Origin of the sequence: Bacillus sp. FSL W7-1085 (assembly GCF_038595035.1) — a bacterium.
GTDB lineage: Bacteria > Bacillota > Bacilli > Bacillales > Bacillaceae > Bacillus > Bacillus altitudinis.
The window spans coordinates 1,650,263-1,666,961 of sequence record NZ_CP152000.1 but is presented as its reverse complement, the minus strand read 5'-3'; the positions used below and the strand labels follow the sequence as shown (position 1 = coordinate 1,666,961).

At 41.0% G+C, this 16,699-nt stretch carries 14 protein-coding genes; all 14 read right to left on the bottom strand.

Annotated features, from left to right (window positions below):
- Positions 1 to 403 precede the first annotated feature (403 nt).
- Complete coding sequence (locus MKY11_RS08380) at positions 404 to 838, bottom strand: RicAFT regulatory complex protein RicA family protein (RefSeq protein WP_008344661.1); 435 nt, start codon at positions 836 to 838, stop codon at positions 404 to 406.
- A gap of 1 nt (position 839) precedes the next feature.
- On the bottom strand, positions 840 to 2,366 hold the full coding sequence (gene miaB / locus MKY11_RS08375) for a tRNA (N6-isopentenyl adenosine(37)-C2)-methylthiotransferase MiaB (protein WP_007499471.1): 1,527 nt from the start codon (positions 2,364 to 2,366) through the stop codon (positions 840 to 842).
- A 158-nt stretch (positions 2,367 to 2,524) separates the two neighbouring features.
- On the bottom strand, positions 2,525 to 3,703 hold the full coding sequence (locus MKY11_RS08370) for a glycine C-acetyltransferase (protein WP_342502008.1): 1,179 nt from the start codon (positions 3,701 to 3,703) through the stop codon (positions 2,525 to 2,527).
- Complete coding sequence (gene tdh / locus MKY11_RS08365) at positions 3,703 to 4,767, bottom strand: L-threonine 3-dehydrogenase (RefSeq protein WP_178896756.1); 1,065 nt, start codon at positions 4,765 to 4,767, stop codon at positions 3,703 to 3,705. The genes MKY11_RS08370 and tdh overlap by 1 nt, the downstream gene beginning before the upstream one ends.
- A gap of 176 nt (positions 4,768 to 4,943) precedes the next feature.
- The gene (locus MKY11_RS08360) at positions 4,944 to 7,988 is read right to left on the bottom strand and encodes an efflux RND transporter permease subunit (protein WP_342502007.1); all 3,045 of its coding nucleotides are present in this window, start codon (positions 7,986 to 7,988) and stop codon (positions 4,944 to 4,946) included.
- A 203-nt stretch (positions 7,989 to 8,191) separates the two neighbouring features.
- Positions 8,192 to 8,452 (bottom strand): stage V sporulation protein SpoVS, encoded by a 261-nt coding sequence (gene spoVS, locus MKY11_RS08355; RefSeq protein ID WP_003211281.1) that lies wholly within the window; start codon positions 8,450 to 8,452, stop codon positions 8,192 to 8,194.
- Positions 8,453 to 8,654: 202 nt separating this feature from the next.
- Positions 8,655 to 9,449: a TIGR00282 family metallophosphoesterase gene (locus MKY11_RS08350; protein ID WP_019744184.1), complete on the bottom strand. Its 795-nt coding sequence runs from the start codon at positions 9,447 to 9,449 to the stop codon at positions 8,655 to 8,657.
- A gap of 89 nt (positions 9,450 to 9,538) precedes the next feature.
- A complete protein-coding gene (gene rny, locus MKY11_RS08345; RefSeq protein WP_003211958.1) occupies positions 9,539 to 11,101 on the bottom strand; it encodes a ribonuclease Y in 1,563 nt (520 codons plus the stop codon).
- 300 nt (positions 11,102 to 11,401) lie between these two features.
- Positions 11,402 to 12,445: a recombinase RecA gene (gene recA / locus MKY11_RS08340; RefSeq protein ID WP_007499478.1), complete on the bottom strand. Its 1,044-nt coding sequence runs from the start codon at positions 12,443 to 12,445 to the stop codon at positions 11,402 to 11,404.
- 177 nt (positions 12,446 to 12,622) lie between these two features.
- Positions 12,623 to 13,873 (bottom strand): competence/damage-inducible protein A, encoded by a 1,251-nt coding sequence (locus MKY11_RS08335; RefSeq protein ID WP_007499480.1) that lies wholly within the window; start codon positions 13,871 to 13,873, stop codon positions 12,623 to 12,625.
- 16 nt (positions 13,874 to 13,889) lie between these two features.
- On the bottom strand, positions 13,890 to 14,471 hold the full coding sequence (gene pgsA, locus MKY11_RS08330; protein ID WP_070325845.1) for a CDP-diacylglycerol--glycerol-3-phosphate 3-phosphatidyltransferase: 582 nt from the start codon (positions 14,469 to 14,471) through the stop codon (positions 13,890 to 13,892).
- Positions 14,472 to 14,546: 75 nt separating this feature from the next.
- Entirely contained in the window at positions 14,547 to 15,458 is a 912-nt protein-coding gene (locus tag MKY11_RS08325; protein WP_335352771.1) for a helix-turn-helix domain-containing protein, read from the bottom strand.
- Positions 15,459 to 15,481: 23 nt separating this feature from the next.
- Positions 15,482 to 16,273 carry a DUF3388 domain-containing protein gene (locus tag MKY11_RS08320; RefSeq protein ID WP_039166619.1) on the bottom strand — a complete coding sequence of 264 codons (792 nt, stop codon included), beginning with the start codon at positions 16,271 to 16,273 and terminating at the stop codon, positions 15,482 to 15,484.
- Between the two features lie 131 nt (positions 16,274 to 16,404).
- Positions 16,405 to 16,662, bottom strand: coding sequence for a DUF3243 domain-containing protein (locus MKY11_RS08315; RefSeq protein ID WP_003211590.1), 258 nt, complete (start codon positions 16,660 to 16,662; stop codon positions 16,405 to 16,407).
- Positions 16,663 to 16,699: the final 37 nt, after the last annotated feature.

Below are 16,699 nucleotides of genomic sequence, written 5' to 3'. Positions count from 1 at the left end.
TCACGATTTTGAGTCTCATGTTCAATTAAATTCATTTCTGTTTCAGTGTATGCATGGTCGCCCATAAACTTGCCTTGAAAATTGGAAAAGTTGGAGAGTGAGAGATTGGGGTTGATGGAAGCTGAAAGATGTGATTTAATAATGAAGTCACAGTCCCTTTAGGAGTGGCTATATATAAAAATTAATATAAATTTTCGTTTAGAATTAAAGATTAAAATGAATATCAAAAAATTTTTACTTTTTTTAACTCGTATTAGGTATTTCATAAAGAAATAAACTAACCATATAAAATAAAATAGGGGCTGTGGCGTCAACAAATTGTTGATGTCACAGCCTTTAAACTACAAATAACAAATATAGATAAGAATACACAAACAAAAAACCCCGCATCTGCGGGGTTTTCTCATTTAATGGAGCAACTTGGGGATGAGTTTTTCACTTTTGAACCGGTTTCTCCTAATAAGAGGTCACCGCCGGTTGAAAGAATGATTTCATCCGTTACTTGATTAGAAATCGTGTGCGCTACAAGTTGAAGCAGGGAATTAACCTCTGTTTGTGATTCTTTGAATTCTTGAATCACTGGGATCTCATCCAGTTCTTCTTGCAGGGCATCAATTTTTTCTTCCACTTGTTTTAAGGCTTCATGTTTGCCATAATGCTTTAAATTCACAGCTTGCTTTTGAAGTGCCTTAATTTGATTAATGATCGCTGCAATTTTTGTATTTTCATTGATTTGCGCTTCTGCTTTTTTGAAGAAATCAACTTCTTCTGTTTCAGAAATCATTTTCGCGAGCTCTCTTGCGCGCTCGACAATCTCTTTCTTTGAATAAAGCGTCATTTTAATTCACCTCGATAGCTTCTCCAACCATTTCTCCGTCAAGAGACCAAGTTTTGGCTTGTGTGATTTTCACTTTGACGATGTTGCCAATCGCTTCTTTTGGTGCTTTAAAATTCACAAGCTTGCTTTTACTTGTATATCCGGCTAGGATCTCAGGGTTGTTTTTACTTTCACCCTCTACTAATACTTCGACAGTCTGCCCTTCATATTCCTTCATTTTTTTCGCAGAAATTTCATTTACGAGTGCATTCAGGCGCTGCAGACGTTCTTTTTTTACACGCATTGGCACGTTGTCTTTCATATTGGCTGCTGGTGTTCCTTCTCTTGGAGAGTAAATGAACGTATAAGCCGCATCAAACTCAACCTCACGATAGAGGGAAAGCGTCTCTTCAAACTGCTCATCTGTTTCATTTGGGAACCCAACGATAATGTCCGTTGTTAATGAAGCATTTGGCATTGCCTCTTTGATTTTACGCACTAGGTCAAGGTAACGTTCACGGTCGTATTTTCTTGCCATGAGTTTCAGCACAGAAGAACTTCCTGATTGAACCGGCAAATGAATATGGTCGAGAAGGTTTCCGCCTTTGGCAAGCACTTCAATTAAGTGATCATCAAAGTCACGCGGGTGGCTTGTTGTAAAACGGATACGTGGAATATCGATTTTACGCAGCTCATCCATTAGGTGACCAAGACCATATTCCATGTCTTCAAAATCTTTTCCATACGCATTCACGTTTTGACCAAGAAGGGTAATTTCTTTATATCCTTCTGCTGCTAAGCGTCTGACCTCTTGAATAATTTCATCCGGACGGCGGCTTCTTTCCTTACCACGCGTGTAAGGGACGATACAGTATGTACAGAATTTATCACAACCGTACATAATATTCACCCAGCCCTTAATTTTTCCTTGGCGGGCTCTCGGAAGATTTTCAATCACATCGCCTTCTTTAGACCAAACCTCAATGACCATTTCTTTTGAAAGGTAGCATTCAGATAATAGCTCTGGCAGGCGGTGAATGTTGTGGGTACCGAAAATCAAGTCAACAAATGGGTGTTTCTTTAAAATACGGTTAACAACAGATTCTTCTTGCGACATGCATCCGCAGACGCCTAAGATTAAATCTGGCTTTTCACGCTTTAATGCTTTTAAATGACCAAGCTCTCCAAACACTTTGTTTTCTGCATTCTCACGAATGGCGCAAGTGTTTAATAAGATGACATTCGCATCTTCAGTCGAATTTGTTGGTTCATAACCAAGCGCCATAAAAATACCAGCCATCACTTCTGTGTCATGCTCATTCATTTGACAGCCATATGTGCGAATATAAAACTTGCGGCCGTTCCCTAACCCTTGAAACCGCTCGTCAATTTGAAATTGATTGTATTCGACTTCTTCTTTACCCCGTTTTTTTGCATCTTTTAAGGAAGGCGGAATGTACACAGCTTCAAAATATTGGCTGTAGTCCTTCTCGGATTTTTTGTCCGATGAACTTACTTGTCCGCTCGCTTTTCTCTGCTCTTCATTCATGAATTTGTACTCCTTTCAAACCAAGCTCCACCCTACAGTATAGACTATTTTGTCGTGAATTGAAAATAAATTCATATGTGTTTTTTCTATGAAAAATGTCTATTCATCTGGACAGTCATCAATACTCTTGATCAAAAGAAAAGAGAGCCTCAGCTCTCTCAATCAAGTATATTCAGTTTTTTTGCTTCTTCTTCGATGATTGTCAGTGCACGGTCAAGCTCTTCTTTTGTGTGCTCTGCTGTGATGATGGCTCTAATTCTCGCTTTTCCTTTCGCTACAGTTGGGAAAGCAATGCCTTGAGCGAAAACGCCGCGCTCGATTAATGCTTTTGAAAAACGGAAAGTGAGTGCCTCGTCTCCAATCATCATCGGAATAATAGGCGTTTCTGTTGGTGCCACCTCAAATCCAAGACCGATGACTTTTTCTTTAAAATAGGCCGCGTTCTCCCAAAGTGTTTCAATGCGTTCTGGTTCGTCTAACAGCACTTCAATGGCTTCTTCACAGGCTCTTGTGACAGCCGGCGGATGTGAGGTGCTGAATAAAAACGGTCTTGCTTTATGCTTTAAATAGTCGATTAAAACGGCAGAACCAGCGACGTAACCGCCTAGCACACCAACTGCCTTACTAAGTGTGCCAACCTGAATATGCACTCTACCGTCAAGTTGAAAATGATTCACTGTTCCGCGCCCATTTTCACCAAGTACTCCAGACGCATGGGCATCGTCTACCATCACAAAGGCATCATATGCTTCTGCAAGTCTTACAATCTCAGGAAGCAGTGCAATATCTCCATCCATTGAGAAAACACCATCTGTCACGATAAGACGGACGCGGTAATTCATCGATTTCTTTAAAATTTTCTCAAGCTCTTCCATATTAGAATGAGCATATACTTTTTTATCTGCCTTTGTTAAGCGAATCCCATCGATGATTGAGGCATGGTTCAGCTCATCTGAAATGACAATATCATCTTTTGTGAGAATACTGGATAAGACCCCTTGGTTGGTCGTAAAGCCTGATTGGAATACGAGGGCTGCCTCTGTCTTTTTAAAAGCTGCGAGCTTTTTTTCAAGCCGTTCATGCATTGTCATCGTTCCAGCAATGGTTCGTACAGATCCTGTTCCAGCACCGAATTCATCAATCGCCTCTTTTGCCGCTTTCATCAGCCTTGGGTGTGAGGTGAGACCTAAGTAGTTATTTGAAGAGAGTTGTATGACGGATTGTTCATTTAATGTCACCGTGGAAGATTGTTTGGAATCGATTTCTTTCAGTGTTTGATGGGTGCCTTGCTGCTTCATTGTGTCCAATTCATCTTGTAAATACGTAAATTCTTTCATCATTTCGTCCCCCTTTGATATGATGGCATGATCAGTACGACCTTCCCGCACGTACCATTTCTCATGAGTTCAAATCCCTTTTCAAAATCTTCAAATGGCAGCGTATGGGTGACAACCGGCTGTACATCAATGGTATTCGTTCTTAAAAGTTCGGATACTTGACGCCACGTCTCAAACATTTTTCTCCCCGTGATCCCTTGCACGGTTAATCCCCTAAAAACAATTTGATTCGTAATGTCAATGGTTACCGGCCGCTCTGGCAAACTTAGTATATTCACTTTCCCTCCATTTGCACAAGCTTCGAGTGCTTGATTAATCGCAACGGGATGTCCTGACATCTCACACATCACGTCTGCCCCTTCCATCCGCGTGAGCTGCTTAATCATGGCAACAGGATCATCTTTTCCGATATCCACGATATGATCTGCACCCATTTTACGGGCAAGATCCAGTCTGTATTCATTTTTATCAACAGCGAACACTTGGACAGCCCCGGAGGCTTTTGCAACCGCAATCGCCATTAAACCAATGGGACCACAGCCAAAAATCGCCACTGACTTTCCTGAAACAGGTGTATGCAGAACTGTATGAACAGCATTTCCAAGCGGTTCTTGAATAGATGCAAGTTCCACTGGCATTTGAGCTGGATTATGCCACACATTTTGTTCTGGTACTTTGACATATTCAGCAAAACAGCCATCAATGTCTACCCCTAAAATTTTCGTATCGCTGCACAAATGCTGCTGACCCGTTAAACACATATAACACTGATTACAGACAATATGCGTCTCAGCCGATACAAAATCCCCTACTTTTGCTCGTGAGACTTGGTTCCCCGTTTTGACAACTTCCCCTGTGAATTCATGACCAAAAATGTACGGTGCTTTGACTCTCCCCTTCGCCCAATCATCCCAATTATAAATATGCACATCCGTTCCGCATATCGATGTAGCCTTTACCTGGATGAGCACTTCATGATCACTTATTTCTGGAATCGGCATTTCCATCATTGCCGCTCCGTAAGCGCTTTCTTTTTTAACAATCGCTTTCATCGTTCCACACATGACGTACAACCCCTTTGTTAAAAAACTTCTCCCAATCCGATCTTATCATGTCTTATTTTAGACGTAAATACCACTGTCTTTCAGGAGAAGACAAATGAACACTCCACATATTTTTTTAGGTATTTTTCTAAAAAAAAAGCAAATCTCCTTTTATTCGGAGATTTGCTTTTAAGTTGTCAGCGTTTTTTTGAAACGGCTACATATAAAGCCGGCACAATCAGTAGTGTCAGAATCGTTGAGAAAAAGACACCTGATACGATGCAGATCGCTAGCGGCTTAAAGAGTGGGTCATTACTTAAAGCAACGGGCATAAGAGCGACAAGTGCTGTAAATGCTGTCAGCAAAATAGGTCTAATCCTTGCCCTCCCCGCTTCAATCACAGCTGCCTGTTGATCGAGACCTTGCTTGCGCCTCTGTTCAATAAATTCAAACAAAACGACCGCATTTCGGACAACAATACCTGCCAATGAAACAATCCCCATTGTGGCCATAAAGCTAAACGGCGTTTGAGTGACAAATAGTCCAATAATGGCTCCGGATATCGCTAAGTAAACCGTTCCAAGAACTAAAAGCGGCAGCATGAGTGAATTGAACTGGAAAGCGATGGTCACATAAATGAGCAGCAAGACTACCCCAAATAAGAGACTAATTTCAATAAAGAATTGGGTTTGATCTTCATTTTCTCCGCCCTGAGAAATGGTCAAATTCTTCGCTGCATCGCTTTTCCCAACTTCATTTATGACTTCTGTCATATCGTCTTTAAACGTATCTGATGTGCCAGGATATGCCTTTAACGTGATCGTCGGCATCCCATTTTCATGCGGAATGCTTTCAAATTGCTCTGTTTCTTTTTCTTTTACGTATCGGCTAAGCGGCTCAAGTTGAGGCATGCCACCCTCATTTGCACTCACAGGCACCTTGATGTCTTTTAGCTTCAGTCCGTTTTGATGTGTGCTCATGTCTTGTTTCACTACGAGGTCGATGTCATCTGTTCCTTGTTTAAAGGTGCCTAATGGAATTCCTTCTGTGACAAGGCCAAGCTGTCTGCTGACAAACTGAGCAGTGAGCCCATCCTCTGCCATTCGGTCACGATTCAATTCAAATGAGATGGTTTTCACCGGCTGATTGACATCGTCTGTGATCAGACTTGCTCCGCTTTCTTTCATTTCTTTTGTGAGCTTCTCTTTCACATCCACGAGCTTTGAAAATTGTTCTCCTGCAATGGTTACGGTCACAGGCGCCCCCGTTGGCGGTCCTTGAACAATGGTTTTCATAAAGATATCAGCATCTTTAAATTTCTTTCGCAATGGCTCTGTCATACGATCGATCAATGCTTTGCTTGTCATCTGTTCATTGTCTACTCTGACAACAACCTGACCCGTATGATCACTTGCGTTTGAGATACTTTCATTAAACAAGTTCGGCACACCGCCGCCTGCAAAAATGGCCGTCTCTTCAATGCCTTTTTGCTGTTTGATCTCTTGTTCTATTTTCTCTAATGTTTCATTCGTTTTATCTAAGGTTGTTTCACTTGGCAGTGTCACAGTGACAACCACCTCTTTCTTATTCGCCGCAGGGAAAAACTCAAATGGTGTGGCGAAAATAAGCAAAAAGGCAAGTGTGGCAACGAGCAAACCACTTAATCCAATGAGAAGTGGTCGCTTCACGATGTTTGTCAGTACTCGATCTGCATAAAAATCGGCTAACCTTTTTAATGGTTTGCCTAAGAAACCAGGTTCTTTTTGAATCTTCTTGTTCTTTCTTTTTCGATTTGCTGTATATTGATACACTGGCACAAGTGTCAATGAAATGACCATTGACGCAAGTACAGTTGTGACTAGAACAGACGGTAACGCTCGAATAAATGAACCGTTCGCACCAGAAAGGAAAACAAGCGGCAAGAAAGCAAAGACAACAGCCAGCGTTGACGTCAAAATGGATCCAGCCACTTCTTTTACACCTGCAATTGTTCCTTTAAGCGGACTTTCGTATTTTTTCATCTGCCTTAAAATATTATCGTTGACGACAATGGCGTCATCTACAAGTATCCCTAGCGCAATGATAAAGCCAATAATTGAAATTTGATTAAGGTCCACTTGTAAAAAAGGCAGCGGGATGGTTCCGATCGTTATGGATAGAGGAATCGCAAGTGAAACGATAAACGCACCACCAATGGTTAGGCCAAGTGTGGTGACGACAATGACGGCGATAACGGCCACGATCGCTTCTTTGATTAAATCGTTAAAAATGGCATCTACTTCACTTTTTTGTGAATAGTAGTCTATCCAATCCACACCATTTGGCAGCTCTTTCTCTTTTTCAATGACCGCACTGACTTTGTCATACATTTTAGGAATATCCAGTCCTGGCTTAATATTGATTGTAAATGAATAGGCTGGCTTTCCGTTATATGAAACGATATCACTTTTCTCTTTTTCTACTTCTTTTAAACGACCAAGCTCACCGATTGTAACAGGCTCTCGGCTCGTTTTTGAGAAAATCTCAATCTTTTTCATTTGATCTAAACGATCATAGGCATCAATGGACAGCTTGACCTTTTCTCCATCTGCCTGGACGTCACCTAGAGGGGATGTGTCAAATTCTTGATTGATGGCATTTGTGACATCGGTCACGTTTAACCCGTTATCCTCCAGTTTACTTGAATCCAAGTTCAATATTGCTTGTTTGTCATTGAACCCTTTGATGACGACACCATCAACACCTTTGATGTCCTCCACTTTTTCTTTTAACGCACGCAGCGATTCCTGACTTTTTGCTAAATCAGATGAGTTACTTGCTACAATCATATAAGAACCAACTGGCACGTTGCCAAACTCATCCTTTACATCTGGCTCCATCACACCATCTGGAAAAGAAGAGGCCGCATTTGTGGTTTCACTCTTGATTTGACTTGCCACCTTTTGAAAATCGGCGTGATCATCAATTTCAAGCACAATATTTGAGAAACCAATAGCAGAAACAGAGCTTGTCTTCTCTACACCATTGATATCAGAAATAGCCGACTCGAGCTTATTGGTGACATCACTTTCTACCTGTTTTGCATCAGCACCAGGGAAAACAGTCGAAATGGTTACAATATTTGCTTGAAACTCTGGCAGTTCTCGTTTAGGAAGCTGTGTAAACAAATAACCTCCAGCAATGAGAACGATAAAAAATAAAATAAAAACAAGCTTTCCTCTTTTTAAAAAAGCTTCAATCATTATTTCACCTACTTAAATATTTATTTTTGATGAAGTATTTTCAACTTAATCTTAATTTATCATCATGGTGAAAAAATGCAAGCTCTAATATGTCATTTTCTATCTATTTTGTGAAAGAAATATGTTATATGAGAAATGTATAGCGGTAAACAAAAACAACCTGCTTACATGATGTAAGCAGGTTGAAAATAATAAAATTAGAATTATCGTGGTTCAACAATCAGTTTGATTGCTGTTCTTTCTTCTCCATCGATAAGAATGTCAGTAAAGGCTGGAATGCATATCAAATCCACTCCGCTAGGCGCAACAAATCCCCTTGCAATGGCGACAGCCTTGACCGCCTGATTCAGTGCTCCAGCGCCGATAGCCTGTATTTCCGCTGCACCGCGTTCACGTAAAACGCCAGCTAATGCTCCTGCTACTGAATTTGGATTTGACTTTGCTGAAACTTTTAAAATTTCCATTTTTGCTCCCCCTTAAATTTACAATGGATAAGTGAGTGTTCATTAGAACAATCTTTGTTAGATGTTGCTATTTTTTTGAAAATCCATCCCCAAAATGTTTTTCAAAAATAGCAGGCTACCTACCATTTTTACTATATTCACGATAGAGGGCGCATATTCCTTCTTTCTGATTAATATTTTTCTGAAATAAATATGTGAATATTTATTCAAAGAAAATATGGTCATCATTTATCAAAATTCGATCAATTTTGACAGCTTTTTTCGACGGTTCGTCAATTTCTACGATCACTGCACTTAATGTCGTGCGGCCTTCTGCAATTTCAAAACGGACAGGGAGGCTCGTTTTAAATCGTTTAATAATCGTTTCCCGATCAACACCTAAAATACCGTCATAAGGACCAGTCATGCCAACATCCGAAATATAAGCAGTTCCTTTTGGCAAGACGCGGTTATCTGCTGTTTGAACATGTGTATGTGTTCCAACGACACATGATGCACGGCCGTCTGTATACCAGCCCATTGCTTGTTTTTCACTTGTGGCTTCACCATGAAAATCAATAAAAATAAACGGTGTACGTTTTGAAGCTTCTGCTATGAGCTCATCTACTTTTTGAAATGGGCAGTCAATCGGAGGTAAGAATGTGCGGCCTTGCAAGTTGATGACAGCTAGTTCTTTACCTTGTTTTTTAATAAAAGTGAGACCTTTCCCTGGTGTACCTTGCGGGAAGTTTGCCGGACGAACAATATGGGGTGCATCATCGATGAAATCGAAAATGTCTCTTTTATCCCATGTATGGTTCCCCATCGTGAGCACATCAGCCCCAGCTTGAAGCAGCTCGTGATAGATTTTCTCTGTGAGTCCTTTCCCATGAGCCGCATTTTCTCCATTGACAATCGTAAAGTGTGGCTGGTATTTTTTCTTTAGCTTTGGCAAATATTCTTTCAGTGTATCTCTGCCAGGTGAACCAACGATATCTCCAACAAATAATATTTTCATACGTTTTGAACCCTTTCTCTTATAAAATGATCTTCTTATCAGTGTTGCATATTTACACAAAAAAATAAAGCGGCGCTAAGCGCACCGCTCTATTTTGCATACTCTACTGCGCGAGTTTCTCGAATAACTGTCACTTTAATGTGACCAGGGTAATCGAGCTCGTCCTCAATCCGCTTACGAATATCCCTTGCTAGACGGTGAGCTTCAAGATCATTAATTGAATCTGGCTTCACCATAATACGCACTTCACGTCCAGCTTGTATCGCAAACGATTTTTCAACACCTTCATAAGATTCAGAGATGTCTTCTAATTTCTCAAGTCTCCGAATGTAATTTTCAAGCGTCTCACTTCTTGCACCAGGGCGTGCTGCAGATAATGCATCGGCTGCCGCAACAAGAACAGCGATAATAGATGTCGGTTCTTGGTCACCATGGTGAGATGCAATACTGTTGATGACAACAGGATGCTCTTTATATTTCGTCGCAAGCTCAACGCCAATTTCCACGTGGCTTCCTTCTACTTCATGATCAATGGCTTTTCCAATGTCATGCAGAAGACCTGCTCGTTTTGCAAGCTTTGCATCTTCTCCAAGCTCTGAAGCCATGAGACCTGCAAGATGTGCAACCTCAATTGAATGCTTCAGGACATTTTGTCCATAACTTGTACGGAATTTTAAGCGACCGAGAATTTTGATGAGATCCGGATGCAAACCGTGAACTCCGACTTCAAATGTCGTTTGCTCACCCATCTCGCGGATATAATCATCGACTTCACGGCGTGATTTTTCCACCATTTCTTCAATTCGTGCAGGATGAATACGTCCATCCTGGACTAGCTTGTCCAGAGCTATCCTCGCTGTTTCACGTCTTATCGGATCAAAGCCCGATAAGATGACAGCTTCAGGTGTATCATCAATGATCAGGTCAATACCTGTTAACGTTTCTAACGTACGGATATTTCGTCCCTCACGTCCGATAATACGACCTTTCATCTCATCATTTGGAAGATTGACTACAGATACTGTTGTTTCAGCTACATGATCAGCTGCACAACGCTGTAACGCAAGTGAAAGAATGTTTTTCGCTTTTTTATCAGCCTCTTCTTTCGCCCGGTTTTCAGATTCTTTCGTCATGACTGCAATGTCGTGGGAAAGCTCATTTTCAACTTGATCCAGAATGATTTGTTTCGCTTCATCTCGAGTTAGACTAGAAATACGCTCCAACTCAGCTTTCTGCAAACGAATCATATCATCCACTTTGCTTTCCATCTCTTCAATATGTTGTTGTCGTTCATTCAGAGAATGATCTCTCTTCTCCAACAGGGACTCCCGTTTATCTAAAGATTCGTCCTTGCGATCAAGGTTTTCCTCTTTTTGAAGTAAACGGTTTTCTTGTCTTTGAAGCTCATTACGTCTTTCACGAACTTCTTGCTCCGCCTCTACACGAAACGAATGAATTTCATCTTTCGCTTCTAAGAGCGCTTCTTTCTTCAATGCTTCCGCATCACGCTTTGCATCCTCAACAATTTGTTCGGCCATGTTTCTTGCGCCGGATATTTTTGCTTCTGCAATGGTTTTACGAACAAAGTAGCCAACAACTAAACAGATTAGGCTCAGCAAAATGGAGATGATCGTAAACATCGTAGGCGACATATTTTCACCTCCTCTTGCTATGAACTTGGTTTTACAAATAAAGTGTCGGCATGTACATTGTTTTGTGTCTCAACATACAGGGCCTTCACAGGGAATGAGATCCTCACTGCCCTTGTCAAGTTTAAATTAGTTATCAATCATGTTAAGAAAAACAAGTGATACATTCCCATTGTAATTGTGTCGGAAATACTTGTCAAGCTAGTCAGACTAAGGCGTAAGTCGTTATTTCAAGCAAAGACAGAACTTTTGACCCGCTAGCTGTTATGTAATTGTAAAAAAAAGACGCTTTTCAGCGTCTTTTTAGTCATTCAATTCCAATTCTTCTTGTCCTTCTTCGTCAGTTGATTTCACTCCGTTTGTATCCAAACCGTAGTGCTCCCTGATTTGCTCTTGAATCATAAGAAGAATGTCTTTATTCTCTTTTAGGAATTGCTTCGCATTTTCACGTCCTTGTCCAAGACGTTCCTCTTGATAAGAATACCAAGCCCCGCTCTTTTGTACGATATCTAGTTCGCTTCCAAGGTCAATGATTTCTCCCTCTTTCGAGATACCTTCACCGTACATAATGTCTACTTCGGCAATACGGAATGGCGGTGCCACCTTGTTTTTCACAACTTTAATTCTCGTTTTGTTCCCCATGATGTCGTTCCCTTGTTTCAACTGTTCAGCACGGCGTACTTCTAAACGAACAGATGAATAGAACTTAAGTGCACGTCCACCAGGCGTTGTTTCAGGATTACCAAACATAACCCCTACTTTTTCACGAATTTGGTTAATAAAGATCGCAATTGTTTTTGATTTGTTGATAGCACCAGATAGTTTACGAAGTGCTTGAGACATCAAACGTGCTTGAAGACCAACGTGTGAATCTCCCATGTCTCCTTCGATCTCTGCTTTTGGTACAAGAGCAGCTACTGAGTCAATGACAACAATATCAACTGCACCACTACGAACAAGTGCTTCTGCAATTTCAAGTGCTTGTTCTCCTGTATCCGGCTGAGAAAGTAACAACTCATCAATGTTGACACCTAATTTTTGAGCGTAAACTGGATCTAGCGCATGCTCCGCATCGATAAATGCAGCTTGTCCTCCCTGCTGCTGAACCTCAGCAATCGCATGAAGTGCTACTGTCGTTTTACCAGAACTCTCTGGACCATATACTTCAATAATACGGCCGCGAGGGTACCCACCTATTCCAAGCGCAGTATCAAGTGCTAACGAACCACTAGGTACTGTTGAAATACGTGTATCTGTTTGCTCTCCTAGTTTCATAATAGAGCCTTTACCAAACTGTTTTTCTATTTGTTTAAGAGCCATATCTAAGGCTGCTTGACGATCACTCATTCTATTGTTTCCTCCTTTATCAATTCCACTATCTATACTATACCTTGTTTCACGTCATTTGCCAAGAAAAAAACGAACACATATTCGATTTTTTCTTGGCAGATTATTTAAGAAAAGAGCTGTTTCTATTAGAAAAAACGCTCTTTTATAAAGGAGTAAACCTCATAAAAAACAAAATTAACTTTCTTTTAATAATTTGAGAAGGTGGTGCAAACCATATTTCACAGCACGCTTGCGAATGCCTGATCGACTGCCAGTAAACATCCATTCAAACACGTCTGTCTGGTCTTTTGTCGATAGCCCGATAAATACTTTTCCAACCGGCTGTCCTTCGTGTGGTTCAGGACCTGCCACACCTGTAAAGCTAATACCGATATCGCTTCCCGTCAGTTTTCTAACGCCTTCGGCGAGCTCTAACGCACACTCTTTGCTGACAGCACCATGAGAAGACAATGTTTCTTCACGGCAGCCCAGCACTTGCTGCTTGACTTGATTTGTGTAACAAACCACACTGCCGTTTAAAATGGATGATGCCCCTTCGAGATCTGTCAGCCACTCTGAAAACATACCACCAGTCAGGCTTTCAGCCGCTGCTACTGTTTTCCCGTGTTCATGCAAGGCCTTTGAAGCTTCAAAGGCAAGAGATGTATCACCATATCCGTAAAAGTACTCGCCGACCCGTTCTAAAATTTGTGCTTCTGTTTCTTTTAACAGACGCTCTGTTTCTTTTTCATCCTCATGCTTGGCTGTCAGCCTTAGCGTCACTTCCCCGTCAGCTGCAAGCGGTGCAATCGTTGGATTGGTCTGTGCATCAATTAAATCTTCAAGATCTGTTTCCAGCTGAGATTCACCGATGCCAAAGAAACGCAAGACAACAGACACGATTTTTTCCTTTAGGCCGAGTTTTTCAGAAATAAGCGGCTTCGCTTCGTTTTCAAACATCGGGTGCAATTCACTTGGCGGTCCAGGGAGCAGAATGTAAAACGTATCTCCCTCTTGTATAAACATACCAGGTGCCATTCCGAAACGGTTTACGAGCACATCAGATCCCTCTAGAACGAGCGCCTGTTTACGGTTGTTCGGCGACATATCACGTCCGGTTTTACGGAAGTATTCTTGAATAGACTCAAATGCTTCTTCATTTAGCACAAGCTCTTTACCGAGCGTACTCGCAATGGTTTCTTTTGTTAAATCGTCCTTCGTTGGTCCAAGACCACCTGAGAAGATAATAAAATTCGATCTTTCCTGTGCCACTTGAATGGCCCTTTTTAAACGCTCTGGATTGTCACCAACAGCTGTGTGGTAATAAACATTCACACCAATTTCAGCTAGTTGTTTGCTGATGAATTGTGCATTCGTATTCGTAATTTGCCCTAGCAAAAGTTCGGAACCGACTGCAATAATTTCTGCTTTTCTCTCTGACTTCAAAGCGTACACGTCCTTTTTAGTTAGAATTCTTTAAGGCTTCCCAGTTTTTCGCAAAGTAATCCCAGCCTGAGACAACAGTGAAGAACACCGCTACCCACATGGCAAGATCACCAAAAGGGAATGATACAAGTTCAAACGGCAGGTTATGCAAAAGAAGTGCCGAAATCGCAATGATTTGCGCCCACGTCTTCACTTTTCCAAGCATATTGGCTGCGACCACTTCACCGCCTCCAGCTAAGACAAGCCTTAGGCCCGTTACAGCAAATTCACGGCTAATGATCACAATTGCCATCCATGCCGGTGTGAGATTGTATTGAACAAGTATAATTAAAGCCGCTGAAACAAGCAATTTATCTGCAAGCGGATCTAAAAATTTACCAAAGTTTGTGACTAAATTGAGCTTACGTGCATAGTAACCATCAATCCAGTCGGTTGTCGAAGCGATAATAAACAAGATCGCTCCAACAAGGTGAGTGACTTCAATGCTGACGTCACCAAAGCGCGCAACACCCCAATCTAATGGAGCAAGCATAATGATCATAAAAACAGGGATCAAGGCGATCCTAGAAAGAGTTATTTTATTCGGTAAGTTAAACATGAATTTCAATCCTCCAATAAGCCATTTTTTTATGTATATATAATAGTAGGAACAAAAGAAAAGTCATCTACTTGCTTAAGATGACTTTTCCTTTCCTTTATTCACAATCACAATGTTTTGTGTCATGGTGTTTTTAGGGTCTAATTCGTACTTCAGCGTTTCGTCATTGACTTTGATATCGATTCCCGATGCATTTCCTAAGCGGATATCGACTTGGGAAAGATCAGTTAAGTCTGTTTTAAACGATTCGCCATCTTTCAATTCACCCATCTTCAGCACTTTTCCAGATTCGTCTCTCACACGAAGCCATGAAGCTTGTGAGGCAGAAATGGTTAGCTCCATCTTTTCTGCACCTGATACTTCATACGTTGTCGTAGAACCCTCTGTATTCGTCGCCTTCAAAGAAACATCTTCATCGTCTTTAGATGAATCCTTTGAGGAATCGTCTTTTTCAGATGATTTTTCTTGATCATCTGACGAAGCTTTTTCCTTTTTCTTTTGATCCTTTGCAAGCGATGAATCCTCAGACACTTCGTATTTTGATTCTGATTGCTGAGGAGCCGCCTGATTATTTTTTTGTCCGCTATCATGATTAACCGCTTGAACGATCACATAAATGATAGCGATCACCACAAGGATCCCTCCAATGATTAAAATCGTCGGAAGCAGCTCCAGTACCTTTGAGGCAGGCTTTGGCAGCTCTCTTTGCGGTTTAATATTTGATAATTTATCAGACACTTCATCGTTATACGTGCTTGGTACATCTTTACGAAACTCTTCGAACAATTGTTCAGGATTCAGTCCAACGGCTTCGGCATATTGTTTAATAAACGCTCTGACGTAAAATTTACCTGGAATGATATCATAATTTCCTTGTTCTATTGCTAGCAAATAGCGCTTTTGGATTTTGGTAGCCGCCATCAGATCCTCCAGCGACATCCCTTTTTCCTCTCTGGCCTCAACGAGCCGTTTTCCCAATTCAGTCAAAACAAACACCTACCATTACCATATTAAAAATCGAAGCCAGAAAAACCAGAATGATCAAACACTTGTGGTTCTTCAGCGTGCTCGTATGTAATTTCTTCGTCTGCACTATTACGCAATTCAATGATGTAGTCGAAATCATCCATTGTATATTCTGAATTTTGAATAAAGATATCTGGATGCTCTACAACCTTTGTAGCAGGCAGTCTCATAATTTCTCTTAAAAGCTGCAAGTGCTTCTCAGAACCTCTTCTTGTCGACACAATCCCATCAATAATAAAGACGTTATCCGGGCTGTATTCATCTGCAATCAGCTGACTGCGAATGGTCTGTTTCAAAAGAGTCGACGATACAAACAGCCATCTCTTACTTGCACATACACTTGAAGCAACAATTGATTCTGTTTTTCCAACCCGCGGCATTCCGCGAATTCCAATCAATTTATGTCCTTCTTTTTTAAATAATTCAGCCATAAAATCAACAAGTAGACCAAGCTCGTCCCTTTCAAAACGGAACGTCTTTTTGTCATCCGCATCACGCTGAATGTATCTTCCATGACGAACAGCTAAACGGTCACGAAGTTTTGGCTGTCTTAGTTTCGTTACTTTTATCGTTTCCATTGTATTTAAAATTGATTCAAGCCGCTTAATTTGTTCTGTGTGGTCACAGCGAAGAAGCATGCCGCGTCTTGATACATCAACACCATTAATTGTCACAATATTAATTGAAAGCATCCCCATTAAAGAAGAAATGTCTCCTAAAAGTCCGGGACGGTTCACCTGTATCTCATATTCAAAATACCATTCGAGCTTTGCCAAATGATATTACCCCCTTCATTGTGGCAAATTTTTACCTTCCTTTATCATAAAGCATTTTCACATTTTTAGAAAGCACAATGTTGTGAAACAGTTAAAATAAAAAGAGAGGCACAAACGACCCCTCTTTTTGTTTAGTGCGAGCTATTATTTTCAACCAGTTTGACCATCATATTGGCAATTGCGCGCTGCTCATCTTCTGATGCGACGCTCCAAAGGTCAGCAAGTACTCTTTCTTGCTCATTCTTTGCTTCAACTTCATTAGCCAGGTATCCGCCAATTTCATACGCAAGGTTATTGATAGTATCATCTTTTAAGCCTTTATCCTGCGCATGATTTAAACGGTCTCCTAAAAAGTTTTTCCAATGGTCCCAGTTCTCAAGTACTGACATGTCGATTCCTCCATTCGAAAAGATGAATTACAGCCAT

Coding starts and splice junctions, on each gene's coding strand:
- rny (WP_003211958.1), bottom strand. CDS start 11,101: ATGTCGCCTACGATGTTTACGATCATCTCCATTTTGCTGAGCCTAATC.
- spoVS (WP_003211281.1), bottom strand. CDS start 8,452: ATGGAAATTTTAAAAGTTTCAGCAAAGTCAAATCCAAATTCAGTAGCA.
- MKY11_RS08370 (WP_342502008.1), bottom strand. CDS start 3,703: ATGAAAGAATTTACGTATTTACAAGATGAATTGGACACAATGAAGCAG.
- MKY11_RS08360 (WP_342502007.1), bottom strand. CDS start 7,988: ATGATTGAAGCTTTTTTAAAAAGAGGAAAGCTTGTTTTTATTTTATTT.
- MKY11_RS08315 (WP_003211590.1), bottom strand. CDS start 16,662: ATGTCAGTACTTGAGAACTGGGACCATTGGAAAAACTTTTTAGGAGAC.
- tdh (WP_178896756.1), bottom strand. CDS start 4,767: ATGTGTGGAACGATGAAAGCGATTGTTAAAAAAGAAAGCGCTTACGGA.
- miaB (WP_007499471.1), bottom strand. CDS start 2,366: ATGAATGAAGAGCAGAGAAAAGCGAGCGGACAAGTAAGTTCATCGGAC.
- pgsA (WP_070325845.1), bottom strand. CDS start 14,471: ATGTTTAACTTACCGAATAAAATAACTCTTTCTAGGATCGCCTTGATC.
- MKY11_RS08350 (WP_019744184.1), bottom strand. CDS start 9,449: ATGAAAATATTATTTGTTGGAGATATCGTTGGTTCACCTGGCAGAGAT.
- MKY11_RS08380 (WP_008344661.1), bottom strand. CDS start 838: ATGACGCTTTATTCAAAGAAAGAGATTGTCGAGCGCGCAAGAGAGCTC.
- recA (WP_007499478.1), bottom strand. CDS start 12,445: ATGAGTGATCGTCAAGCAGCCTTAGATATGGCTCTTAAACAAATAGAA.